The 12,774-nt window shown below is 73.2% G+C and carries 8 protein-coding genes; 7 read left to right on the top strand and 1 reads right to left on the bottom strand.

The genetic code is table 11. From position 1 onward, the window contains the following. Positions 1 to 35: 35 nt before the first annotated feature. Positions 36 to 296: a hypothetical protein gene (locus ACH4C6_RS10075; RefSeq protein WP_398108082.1), complete on the bottom strand. Its 261-nt coding sequence runs from the start codon at positions 294 to 296 to the stop codon at positions 36 to 38. A gap of 439 nt (positions 297 to 735) precedes the next feature. On the opposite strand from ACH4C6_RS10075, the gene ACH4C6_RS10080 reads away from it, so the two are divergent. The 7 genes from ACH4C6_RS10080 to ACH4C6_RS10110 all read left to right on the top strand — a co-directional run bounded on the left by ACH4C6_RS10080 (position 736) and on the right by ACH4C6_RS10110 (position 12,760). Continuing rightward, positions 736 to 2,121, top strand: a complete 1,386-nt coding sequence (locus ACH4C6_RS10080) for a ricin-type beta-trefoil lectin domain protein (RefSeq protein ID WP_398108083.1) — start codon at positions 736 to 738, stop codon at positions 2,119 to 2,121. A 63-nt stretch (positions 2,122 to 2,184) separates the two neighbouring features. Beyond that, positions 2,185 to 4,434, top strand: a complete 2,250-nt coding sequence (locus tag ACH4C6_RS10085) for an RICIN domain-containing protein (RefSeq protein ID WP_398108084.1) — start codon at positions 2,185 to 2,187, stop codon at positions 4,432 to 4,434. Beyond that, on the top strand, positions 4,431 to 5,714 hold the full coding sequence (locus tag ACH4C6_RS10090) for a ThuA domain-containing protein (RefSeq protein WP_398108085.1): 1,284 nt from the start codon (positions 4,431 to 4,433) through the stop codon (positions 5,712 to 5,714). The genes ACH4C6_RS10085 and ACH4C6_RS10090 overlap by 4 nt, the downstream gene beginning before the upstream one ends. A 190-nt stretch (positions 5,715 to 5,904) precedes the next feature. Further along, a complete protein-coding gene (locus ACH4C6_RS10095) occupies positions 5,905 to 7,017 on the top strand; it encodes a PP2C family protein-serine/threonine phosphatase (protein WP_398108697.1) in 1,113 nt (370 codons plus the stop codon). Positions 7,018 to 7,243: 226 nt separating this feature from the next. Then, complete coding sequence (locus ACH4C6_RS10100) at positions 7,244 to 8,437, top strand: glutamate--cysteine ligase (RefSeq protein ID WP_398108086.1); 1,194 nt, start codon at positions 7,244 to 7,246, stop codon at positions 8,435 to 8,437. 208 nt (positions 8,438 to 8,645) lie between these two features. Then, a complete protein-coding gene (locus tag ACH4C6_RS10105; protein ID WP_398108087.1) occupies positions 8,646 to 10,430 on the top strand; it encodes an N-acetylglutaminylglutamine amidotransferase in 1,785 nt (594 codons plus the stop codon). After that, complete coding sequence (locus ACH4C6_RS10110; protein ID WP_398108088.1) at positions 10,403 to 12,760, top strand: S9 family peptidase; 2,358 nt, start codon at positions 10,403 to 10,405, stop codon at positions 12,758 to 12,760. The genes ACH4C6_RS10105 and ACH4C6_RS10110 overlap by 28 nt, the downstream gene beginning before the upstream one ends. The last annotated feature ends 14 nt before the right edge of the window (positions 12,761 to 12,774 follow it).

The following is a 12,774-nucleotide window of genomic DNA, read 5'->3' on the forward strand; positions in this document are numbered from 1 at the left end:
ACCGCGGTGCTCGCTCGCCGGGGCGGGCTCCCCGCTCACACCCCGGCCCGGCGGCGGACGGCGAGGACGCGCATCGTCAGGGCGACGGCCAGCAGCACCCAGGCGGCCGCGCAGTAGCCCCACGCGGTCGTCCCCCGTACCGCCCCGACGGAGGCCCAGACGGCCCACAGCGTGACCAGCACCGCCAGCGCGCTCCAGGCGATGTCGGCGACGCGGGTCGGCAGTTGGGCGCGCTGCCTGGTGCCGGGTTCGAGTGTGCCGAGTCCGTGCTGCTCCGGCGCGTCCTGATGTGACATGGACGGTTCCTCCCGTGTGCTGAGGGTGTGTGCTCCCGCAGGCGTTCCGGATACCCGGCGGGCGGTACGGCACACCGCCAACTGCCGCCACCGATACGGAAGATGGGCTTCCGTCGCGGCGCCGTCGGGGTGGCCGCTCGGAGATCGGCGACCGACTCGTCCGCTGGCCGGCGTCGCTCAACACGGCGCGAGGAAGCGGGGATTGGCCTGTACCAAAGCCTTGACACGCGCTTGCATCACTTCTTAAATCATGAACTGAAATAAGACTCGGGATTCCCCAAGCGCCCCCTCCCCCGACCCTCCGCTTCCCGAGGCCTCACCCTCACACCCCCCACCCCCGCCCCGGCGGCCGGCCCGCGGCGAGCGCGCGCGAGCTGCGGCGTGTCATGCCCATGACGTGCCCGCGTCCGTGCTCGCCGCCAGAAACGGACGTGACCCCATGATCAGACACCTCGCGGCCGGCTCCACCGGACGCCACCTGCTCGGCATCACCGCGGCGGCGTCACTCCTCGTGGGCCTCGGCGGCGTCCCCGCGAGCGGCGCGGCCGCAGCCACGGGCCGGATCACCGGGCTCGGCGGGAAGTGCGTGGACGTGGCCGGCGCCGCCACGGCCAACGGCACGCCCGTGCAGCTCTACGACTGCAACGGCAGCGCCGCCCAGCAGTGGGACGTGGCCGCCGACGGCACCGTCCGGGCCCTCGGCAAGTGTCTCGACGTCGCCTCCGGCGCCACCGCCGACGGAACCAAGGTGCAGCTCTGGGACTGCAACGGCAGCGCCGCCCAGCAGTGGACCGTCACCTCCGCCCGGGACATCGTCAACCCGCAGGCCGACAAGTGCCTGGACGCCACCGGCAACAGCTCCGCCAACGGCACGAGACTGCAGATCTGGACCTGCACCGGCGCCGCCAACCAGAAGTGGACCGCCCCCACCTCCGGCGGTCCGGCCCCCTCCCCCGGCGCGATGGCGGTGGCGCCCTACCTCTACAACGGCTGGGGCAGCCCGCCCGACCCGACCACCGTGATGAACGCGACCGGCGTCAAGTGGTTCACGCTCGCCTTCGTCCTCAGCAACGGCTACTGCAACCCGCAGTGGGACGGCAGCCGGCCCCTGACCGGGGGCGTGGACCAGCGGACCGTCACCACCGTCCGGGCGGCCGGCGGCGACGTCATCCCGTCCTTCGGCGGCTGGAGCGGCAACAAGCTGGAGAGCTCCTGCGGCAGCGCGGGCGAACTGGCCGCCGCCTACCAGAAGGTCGTCGACGCCTACGGGCTCAAGGCCATCGACATCGACATCGAGGCGGCCGCCTACGACAGCCCGACCGTCCAGCAGCGGACCGTGGACGCGCTGAAGACCGTCAAGGCGAACAACCCGGGCCTCAAGGTGTACGTCACCTTCGGAACCGGCCAGAACGGACCGGACACCGGCCTGATCGACAGGGCCGCGGCCTCCGGGCTCACCGTCGACAGCTGGACGATCATGCCGTTCAACTTCGGCGGCGCCGGGCAGGACATGGGCCGGCTGAGCGTCCGTGCCGCCGAGGGCCTCAAGACCGCCGTGAAGAACGCCTACGGATACAGCGACGACCAGGCCTACCGGCACACCGGCATCTCCTCGATGAACGGCATCACCGACAACGGCGAGACCGTGACGGTCGCCGACTTCCGCACGATCCTCGCCTACGCCCAGCAGCGTCACCTGGCGCGGCTGACCTTTTGGTCGGTCAACCGCGACCGGCCCTGCACGGGCGGCGGGGCCGACACCTGCTCGGGCGTCTCCCAGCAGCCGTGGGACTTCACCCGGGTCCTCGCCCAGTACAACGGCTGACCGCCCCCTCCCCCACGTCCCCCACGTCCCCCACCCCGCCGTACCCCCGGCACAGGAGAAGCCATGCTTCCTGCCCCCCGACCAGCCCCCGGCGGCCGCCCGCGGTCCGCCCGCACCGCCACCCGCACCCACGTGGTCGCCGCCCTGGCGGCCGCCGCCACCGTCTTCTCCCTGCTCGGGGCCGCTCCCCCGGCGCAGGCGGCCCCCTCCGCTCCCGCCGCGGCGGCGGCGCTGCCCGACGGCTGGTCCACCGTGGTGAACAGCGGCAGCGGCAAGTGCCTGGACGCCCGCGCGGCGGCCACCGTCAACGGCACCGCCGTGCAGCAGTACACCTGCAACAGCAGCACCGCCCAGCAGTGGAGCTTCACCCCGACCGGCGACGGCTACGTGCGGATCAACAACCGCAACGACGCCCAGCAGGTCGTGGACGTCAGTGACGTCTCCACCGCCGACAACGCGGCCGTGCACCTGTGGACGTACGGCGGGGGCGGCAACCAGCAGTGGCGGGCCGTCGACGAGGGCGGTGGCGCCTACCACTTCGTCAACCGGCACAGCGGCAAGTGCCTGGACGTTCCCGCGGCCTCCACCGCCGACAGCGTCCAGCTGGTGCAGTACACCTGCAACGGCACGGCGGCGCAGCGCTTCCAGGTGTCCCCGGTGAACACCGCTCCCGGAGACGCCGACCTCGGCCCCAACGTGGTCGTCTTCGACCCGAGCATGCCCTCCTCGACGATCCAGAGCCGGCTGGACTCCATCTTCCGGCAGCAGGAGACCAACCAGTTCGGGTCCCAGCGGTACGCGGTGATGTTCAAGCCGGGCACGTACAGCAACGACGTCAACGTCGGCTTCTACACGCAGGTGCTGGGCCTCGGCCAGTCGCCCGACTCCGTGACCATCAACGGGGCGGTGCACGTGGAGGCGGACTGGTTCCCGCCGCAGAACGCCACCCAGAACTTCTGGCGCGGCGCCGAGAACCTGTCGGTGAACCCCACCGGCGGCACCGACCGCTGGGCCGTCTCCCAGGCGTCCGGCTACCGGCGCATGCACGTCCGCGGCAACCTCGAACTCAGCGACGGCGGCTGGTCCAGCGGCGGCTTCATGGCCGACAGCAAGATCGACGGCCAGGTGCGCTCGGGCAGCCAGCAGCAGTGGCTCACCCGCAACTCCCAGCTCGGCAGCTGGACCGGCTCCAACTGGAACATGGTCTTCGTCGGCAGCCAGGGCGTGCCGGGCAACACCTTCCCCAACCCGCCCTACACGACGGTGAACCAGACCCCCACCGTCCGGGAGAAGCCCTTCCTGTACGTGGACGGCGCCGGCGCCTACAAGGTGTTCGTCCCGGCGCTGCGGGCCGACTCCTCGGCCACCACCTGGGCCGGGGGGAACGCCGCCGGCACCTCGCTCGGCATCGACCAGTTCTTCGTCGTCAAGCCGGGCGCGACCGCGGCGCAGATCAACGCGGCCCTCGCCGAGGGCAAGAACCTGCTGGTCACTCCGGGCGTGTACCACCTGGACCAGACGCTGCGCGTGACCCGCGCGAACACCGTGGTCCTCGGCCTGGGGCTCGCGACGTTCATCCCGGACAACGGCGTCACGGCCATGACCGTCGCCGACGTCGACGGCGTGAAGATCGCCGGGGTCCTCTTCGACGCGGGCACCACCAACTCCCGCTCGCTGGTGGAGATCGGGCCGTCCGGGACGTCCGCCGACCACGGGGCGAACCCGACCTCGCTGCACGACGTGTACTTCCGCGTGGGCGGCGCGGCCGTCGGCAAGGCCACCACGAGCCTCGTCGTCCACAGCGACGACGTCATCGGCGACCACATGTGGATCTGGCGCGGCGACCACGGCTCGGGCATCGGCTGGAACACCAACACCGCCGACACCGGACTCGTCGTGAACGGCGACGACGTGACCATGTACGGCCTGTTCGTCGAGCACTACCAGAAGCACCAGACCATCTGGAACGGCAACGGCGGCCGGACGTACTTCTACCAGAACGAGATGCCCTACGACCCGCCCAACCAGGCCGCCTGGATGAACGGTTCGACGCAGGGCTACGCCGCCTACAAGGTCGCCGACTCGGTCACCAGCCACCAGGCGTACGGACTGGGCAGCTACTGCTACTTCAACGTCAACCCCGCCGTCACCGCGGAGCACGCCTTCGAGGTGCCGAACCGCCCCGACGTGCGCTTCCGGAACATGGTGACCGTCTCGCTGGGCGGCACCGGCACCATCCGGCACGTCATCAACGACCGGGGCGGGCCGTCGAACTCCTCGACCAACGTGGCGAACCTGGTGAGCTACCCGTGAGGCGGCTCGCGGCACGGCTGCTGCTCCTGCCGGCGCTGGTGCTGGGGCTGATCGCCCCGGCCCTCGCCGGGCCCCCCGCCTCCGCCGCCGTACGGGCCCCCGCGTTCAAGGTCATCGCCTTCTACAACGGGACCTGGGACGCCGCGCACATCGACTTCGTCAAGGAGGCCAACGCGTGGTTCCCGCGGGCCGCGGCGGAGAACGGCTTCGCCTACACGGCGACGACCGACTGGAACCTGCTGGCCGACGGCGGCGTGGACGACTACCAGGTCGTCCTCTTCCTTGACGACGCGCCGCAGACGGCGGCCCAGCGCGCCGGCTTCGAGCGGTACGTCAGGGCCGGGGGCGGCTGGCTGGGCTTCCACGTCTCGGCGTTCACCACCCAGGCCGGCTCCTGGCCGTGGTTCTACAACTCCTTTCTCGGCAGCGGCGCCTTCCGGTCCAACACCTGGGGACCGACCACGGCGGTGCTGCGCACCGAGGACCGGACCCATCCGGCCACCGCCGCCCTGCCCGCGACGTTCACCTCGTCGGTCAGCGAGTGGTACAGCTGGTCCAACGACCTGCGGGCCAACCCGGACATCAAGGTCCTGGCGTCGGTGGACCCGTCGAGTTTCCCGCTCGGCACCGACCCGAACCAGTCGTGGTACAGCGGCTACTACCCGATCCTGTGGACCAACACCCAGTACCGGATGCTGTATGCGAACTTCGGCCACAACGCCATGAACTACGAAACCAACACGCGACTGTCGTCCACGTTCGCCAGCGCCACCCAGAACCGCTTCCTCATCGACGGCCTCAAGTGGCTCGGCGGGGCGGGGAACGGGCCCGCCCCCGACGACCCGATCTCGGGGACGGCCTGGTACTCCCTGGCCGACGGCGCCCACGGCACCTGCGTCGACGCACGGGCGGCGGCCACGGCCGACGGAACGGCCGTGCAGCAGTACACCTGCAACGGCACCGCCGCCCAGCAGTGGCAGTTCCGGCCCACCGACGGCGGCTACAGCCGGATCGCCGCCCGCGGCAACCCGCAGCAGTCCGTCGATGTCACCGGCGTCTCCACCGCCGACGGCGCACCCCTGCAACTGTGGTCCTACGGCGGTGGCGGGAACCAGCAGTGGCGCCCGGTGCGGGAGCCGGACGGCGGGTACCGCTTCGTCGCCCGGCACAGCGGCAAGTGCCTGAGCACCACCGGTACGGCGACCGCCGGCACGCAGCTGGTGCAGCGCCCCTGCGACGGCTCGGCCGGGCAGAGGTTCCGGCTCACCGCCGTGTCCTGAGCCGCCACCAGGGCCCGGCGGCACACCGCCGCCGGGCCCTGGTGGCGGTGTGCGCGGGCGGTGGAAGCCGGACCCCAGGTGTGCCCTCCTCGAAGCGGGATAAAAGAGGTGGCGACCGGAAAGGGGGGTCGCCGTGGCCGTCGAATTCGATCTGGGCGAGGTGCTGGCGGCAGCCGAGGACGCAGCGCCGATGGAGTCCGTCGACGTGGTGGCCGGCTATCTGCAGAAGCGCTTCGGTGCGGTGTCGACCTCCTTCCTGTTCCTCGACTTCGTCGGCCAGGAGCTGGTGCGCCTGAAGGCGGCGGACGCCGGCGCCGAGGAGGCGGACGCCGAGCGCACCCCCCTTAGGGGCAGCCCCTACGACCGGGTTCTGCGCACGCAGCGGCTGCATCAGGAGACGGATGCGGAGGGCAGAGCGCTCGTCATCGCCCCGGTCACCAACCGCGGCGACTGCGTCGGCGTGCTGGAGATGACGCTCCCCCACGCCGACGAGACCGTATTGCGGCACGTCACCGAGGCGGCGCACGCACTGGCGTACATCATCGTCACCGACCGCCGCTTCACCGACCTCTACCAGTGGGGGCAGCGCACCACTCCGCTGACCCTCGCCGCGGAGATCCAGCACCAGCTGCTGCCCTCGGCGTCCTCCTGCGAGGCACCGCAGTTCACCGTCGCCTGCGCCCTCGTCCCCGCGGACGACATCGGCGGTGACACCTACGACTACTGCCTCGACCGCGACACCCTGCACCTGTCGCTGACCGACGCCATGGGGCACGACGTCGACTCCGCCCTCCTGGCGACCCTGCTGCTCGGCGCCCTGCGCGGCGCCCGCCGGGCCGGGTGCAACGTGCTGGAGCAGGCCCGTCAGGCGCACCGGGCGCTGCGGGCCCACGGCCGCGGCGCCATGGCCACCGGGCAGCTGCTGTGCATCGAGTTCCAGGAGGAACGCGTCGAGCTGATCAACGCGGGCCACCCCTGGCCGCTGCGGCTGCGCGACGGCACCGTGGAGGAGATCCGCCTGTCGGTGAACCTGCCGTTCGGCGTGCCCTCACCGGTGCCCTACCGGATCCAGGAGATCGACCTGCGCCCCGGGGACCGGCTGCTGCTGATCACCGACGGCATGCAGGACCGCAAGGCGGCCGCCGTCGACCTGCGCGGCCTGCTGCGCGACACCCGCGACCTGCACCCCCGGCAGGCCGTGCAGGTCCTCACCAACGCCGTGAAGGACGCCTGCGACGGCCACCCCCAGGACGACGCCACGGTGATGTGCCTCGACTGGCACGGCCGCGGCGACACGGCCTGACCGGCGTGCCTGACCGGCCCGCCGGACCCGCTCGCCGGTCCGGCGGCGCCGCCGTAACGCCCGGGGCTGTATCGCTCATGTGAGGCTGCTGGGCCCCATGTGGCACATCGCATGCTTGTACGAGCCAGGTCAGGGCACTCGGTAGGCGCGGATCGGCCTCCGCCGCGGCCACAGGGGCCGCAGTCCTCCGGCGGCCGACGCAGGACCCGCCAAGGGGAGAGAGACCGTGACGTTGCGTATCGGGGCAGAAGAAGAGTTCCACGTGGTGGACGTGGAGAGCGGGCGCCTGGTGCCACGAGGACGAGCCGTGCTCGAGCGGCTGGACAGACCCGGGTTCACCACCGAGCTCCAGCGATCGTCGGTGGAGCGCAACAGCGAGGTGCACGACACCCTCGACGCCCTCCACGCCGACCTCACCGGAGCGCGGCGCCGGCTGGACGCGGCAGCGTCCTCCCTCGGCCTCGCCGTCGTGGCGGCCGGCACCGTCCCGCTCGCGCAGCTCGGCGCCGAGGACGTCACCGACGACCCGCGCTACCGGCACATGGCCGACGAGTACCGCAAGCTCGTGCACGAGCAGCTCGTCTGCAGCGCCCAGATCCATGTCGACGTGCCCGACCGCGACACCGCCGTGCGTGCCATGTGCCTGGTGTCGCCCTGGCTGCCGCCGCTGCTCGCGCTCTCCGCGAGCTCGCCGTTCTGGCTGGGCTCGGACACCGGGTACGCGAGCTGGCGCACGATGGTGTGGCAGCGCTGGCCCACCACGGGCCCCGCCGGATGCCACGGCAGCGCCCAGGAGTACGACGCCGCCGTCGCCGAGCTGATCGGTTCGGGCGTCATCAGCGACCCGGGGATGCTCTACCACGACGTACGCCCCTCGGCCCACCAGGGAACACTGGAGCTGCGCATCTGCGACGCCTGCCCCCGGGCCGAGACGGTCGTGCTGGTCGCCGGGCTGTTCCGGGCACTGGTGCGCGACGCCTGCGAGCGGCTGGAGAAGGACAGCGGCCCCGTCTGCGACGGCCACCACGAGTGGCTGCGCGCCGCCACCTGGCGTGCGGCCCGCTCCGGCCTCGAAGGGCCCCTGGTCGACCCGCGGACGCGGCGGGCGGCCCCGGCTGCCGCGGTGCTGCGCCGGATGCGCGACCGCCTGCGCCCGGCGCTGCAGGCTTCCGGCGACTGGGAGACCGTGAGCACCCTGCTGGACGAGGCGCTGGCCGCCGGGAGCGCCGCCCAGCGGCTGCGGCGCGTGGCGGCCTCCGAGGACCTGCTGGCCAGCGTCGACCTCCTGGTCGACGAGACGCGTGGCGGACGTACCGCCCGGCGGGCCGCCCCCGCCCCCTTGCGGCCGTTCACCGGCGGGGGGAACACGACGGTCCGCCCGGAGCTCCGCCGGAGCGCGGCCGGGGGAATCGCGGGCTGAGTCCCATGCCGCTGCACCGCCTTTCGCTCTCCCCGACTTCCCGCCGCCGTGGCAGGCCCGGCTCGCCCGGCCTGCCGACACCATCGCCGAGATCAAGGAGTTGTTCCCCCATGCCCAGCTCGTGGCCCCCTTCGCCGGCGCCGCACGCCGTCCGCAGCGCGCCGCGGCCCGCTTCAGTCGTCGACGGCGACGGAAGGGGGCGGGTCTGATGTGCGGACTCAGCGGAGAGATCCGCTTCGACGGGCGGCGCCCGGACATCGCGGCGGTCGAGCGCATGACCGACCGGCTCGCGCCGCGCGGCCCCGACGGGCGCGGGTTGTGGTCCCAGGGCCCGGTGGCCCTCGGCCATCGCCGGCTCAAGATCATCGGCTTGTCGGAGACCGGCGCCCAGCCCATGACCGACCCGGGCGGCCGGGTCGCCGGCGTGTTCAACGGCTGCGTCTACAACTACCGTGAGCTGCGCGAGGAACTGCGCCGCCTGGGCCACACCTTCTTCTCCGACTCGGACACCGAGGTCGTGCTCAAGGCGTACGAGGAGTGGGGCAGCTCCTGCGTCGAGCGGTTCTACGGCATGTTCGCGTTCGTGCTGGTCGAGCAGGACACCGGCCGGGTGGTCCTGGGCCGGGACCGGCTCGGCATCAAGCCGCTGTACCTCACACAGACCGCCGACCGGCTGCGTTTCGCCTCGTCGCTGCCCGCGCTGCTGGCCGGGGACGGGGTCGACACCTCCCTCGACCCGGTCGCCCTGCACCACTACTTCAGCTGGCACGCCACCGTGCCCGCCGAGCGCACAGTCCTCAACGGCGTGCGCAAGCTGCCGCCCGCCACCGTCCGCGTCATCGAGCCGGACGGCACGCACCGCGACCACTGCTACTGGCAGCCCGACTACGTCCGCCGTCCCGAGCACGCGGCGATGAGCGCCGACGACTGGACGGACGCCGTGCTGGAGTCGCTGCGCACCGCCGTGCGCCGCCGCATGGTCGCCGACGTGCCGGTGGGCGTGCTGCTCTCGGGCGGCCTGGACTCCAGCCTCATCGTCGCCCTGCTGGCCCAGGAGGGGCAGCGCGACCTGGCAACGTTCAGCGTCGGCTTCGAGTCCGAAGGAGGCGAGGAGGGCGACGAGTTCCACTACTCGGACCTGGTGGCACGCCACTTCGGCACCGACCACCACCAGCTGCTGGTCCCCTCCGACCGGGTGTCCCAGGCGCTCGACGGCGCGGTCGCCGCCATGAGCGAACCGATGATGAGCCACGACGTGGTCGCCTTCCACCTGCTGTCCGAGCAGGTCGCCAAGGAAGTCAAGGTCGTGCAGAGCGGCCAGGGCGCCGACGAGGTGTTCGCCGGCTACAGCTGGTACCCGGCCATGGCGGACGTGCCGCGCGAGCGCGCCGCGCAGGCCTACCTCGACGCCTACTCCGACCGCTCGCACACGGACCTGGCCCGGATCCTGGAGCCGGCCCTGATGCCCGCGCACGACGTGTCCGCCGAGTTCGTGCGGCGGCACATGGCGGCCCCGGGCGCCGAGACCGCGCTGGACGCGGACCTGAGGCTCGACACGCACGTGCTGATGGTCGACGACCCGGTCAAGCGCGTCGACAACATGACGATGGACTGGGGCCTGGAGGCGCGGGTGCCGTTCCTCGACCACGACCTGGTCGAGCTGGCCGCCGCCTGCCCGCCCGAACTCAAGCTCGCCGACGGCGGCAAGGGCATCCTGAAGGCCGTGGGGCGCAAGGTGCTGCCGCGTGAGGTCGTGGACCGGCCCAAGGGCTACTTCCCGGTGCCGGCGATCAAGCACATGGCCGGTCCGGTGCTGGAGCGGGTCCGCGAGGCCCTGACCGCCCCCGAGGCCAAGGGCCGGGGCGTGTTCCGCCAGGAGTACGTGACCGAACTGCTCGCCGCGCCCGACGCGCACCGCACCCGTCGTGGGGCCAACACGTTGTGGCAGGTAGCTTTGCTGGAGATATGGCTGCAGACGCACGGGATCAACTGACCGGCAGGCGCGCGGAGCGGGCCGCCCCGTCCCCCTGGGCCGGTGCGCCGGGGACGACTACGCCTGACGCGCCGGGCGCTCCCTGGCCGGTGGTGGACGGGAGTGACACCGCCACCCGGTGGTGGGACCTGCTGGACGCCGGCCCGGCGGCGGACCCGGCGTCCGGCGGCTCGCTGCCCGCGCCCGCGCCCCTGCACCTGCCCGACGCCACGGCGCCCGACGACGGGCCGACGGTGCTGGCGGGGCACGGCTGCTGGTACCCGTCGGCCGACCCGAGCGGCAGGCAGGTGGCGTTCATCTGCGACCGGCGCGGTGTCCCGCAGTTGTGGGCCGGGGCCGTCGACGGGGACGTGCATCTGCTGGACGCCGACCCGGACCCGGTCATCGAGGTGTCCTGGTCCCCCGACGGCCGGTGGATCGCGTACACGACCGCCCCCGAGGGCGGGGAGCTGACCCGCGTGCTGTGCGTGCGCCCGGACGGCACCGGACGGCGGGTCCTGGCCGGTGCCGAGCCGGGCAGCTCCGCCCATCTGGGCTGCTGGCGGCGTGACGGTTCGGCCGTCGCCGTGACGGTCGCGGAGCCGCCGCCGCACAGCGGCCCGGGTGGAGCCGAGGTGGCGCCGGTGCGGACCGAGAGCGGCGCCCCGGGGCCGTCCCTGCCGCCCGGCTGGGACACGCGCGACGGCCCCGCCGTCCTGCTGGGCGGGCAACCCTCCACGCCCGCGCCCTCGTTCACCGTCACCGGCGACGGCCTCGCCCCGGAGGGCCACCGCGCCGGGGGCGAGGAGCCGGCGCCGCTGACGCTGTCGACGTACCTCGTCGACCCGGAGGGTGCCTCCGCGCCGGTGTTCCTGGCGAGCGAGCGCGGCGCGGCGACCCTGCGGGTGTGCGACCTGAGCCGCGACGGCAGGCTGGCCCTGCTGCGGCGCGGACCCCGCGGCCGCCGCGAGGCGCTGGTCGTCGACACCCGCGATCTGAGGATCACCTGCTCGCTTCCCGTCGCCGACGGCGATCCGTGGATCGGCGGGTTCTCACCGGACCGGCGGACGCTGTGGCTGCGCAGCGACCACGACCGGGAGTTCGCCGCCCTGTACGCGCTGCGGCTGGACGCGCGGGGACGGCGCACGGGCCTCACCGTGGCGGCGGAGCGCCCCGACTGCGGCCTGGAACTGCTGGCCGTGGACCGCGACGGCCGCGGCGCCGCGCTCGTGTGGAACGTGCGCGGCGTGAGCGAGCTGGAGATCGTCGCGCTCCACGCGGCGGCGGACCCGGTGGACGGGACGGCGGGCACGGCCGCTCCCCCGGGCACGGCCGCGCCGGCCGGCTCCCCGGCCGTGGCCGGGCCCGTCGCCGCGGTGGGACCCGCGCGGGAGGTGCCCCTGCCGCACGAGGTCGTCACCCGGGTCGCCTCCACCGCCGACCCGGACGGCCCGGTCGTGGCGCTCTCCGGGTCGCAGCGGCGCCCGGGCCTGTGGTGGCTGTACCAGGGCACGGCCCTGCGGACCCCGTGGTCCTCCCGGGACGAGGACACGGTCCCCGATGACCGTCCGCCCGTGCGGCCGGTGCCCATGCGGCCCACCGCCCGGGACGGGCTCACCCTCGGCGGCTGGTACTACCGAGCCCCGGGCCGGGCACCCGGCGAGCCCGCGCCCTGCGTCATCCATCTCCACGGTGGCCCGGAGGACCAGGAACGCCCCGTGTTCGACCCGCTCTACCACGAGCTCGTCGGCCGGGGCCTGGACGTGTTCGCCCCCGACGTGCGCGGCTCCTCCGGCTACGGGCGCTCCTTCGTCGACGCCGACCTGGGCACGGGCCGGTTCGCCGCGATCGACGACGTCGCGGACTGTGCGGCGCACGCGATCCTCGCCGGGCTGGCCGATCCGAGGCGGCTCGCCGTCATGGGCCACTCCTACGGCGGCTACCTGACGCTGGCGTCCCTGGTGTGGCACCCGGACCTGTTCCGCACGGGTGTGGCCGTCTGCGGCATGTCGGACTTCGCGACGTTCTTCGCCGGCACCGAGCCGTGGATCGCCCGGTCGGCGGCCCACAAGTACGGGCATCCCGAACGCGACCGGGAGCTGCTGCGCTCCCTGTCGCCGATGAGCCGCATCGACGCCCTGCGGGCGCCCGTGATGGCGGTGCACGGCCAGCACGACACCAACGTGCCGCCGGGTGAGTCCGAGCAGTTCGTGCGGGCGGCCCGGGACCGCGGGGTGGAGGCGGAACTGGTCGTCCTCCAGCACGAGGGGCACGACTTCCGCCGCGCCGACAACCGCCGCCTGTTCCGCCGCACCGCGGCGGACTGGATCCAGCGCCACCTGTCGGGTTGACCGGCGGCGCCATG

The organism is Streptomyces sp. NPDC017943 (assembly GCF_044328425.1).
GTDB classification, from domain to species: domain Bacteria; phylum Actinomycetota; class Actinomycetes; order Streptomycetales; family Streptomycetaceae; genus Streptomyces; species Streptomyces djakartensis_A.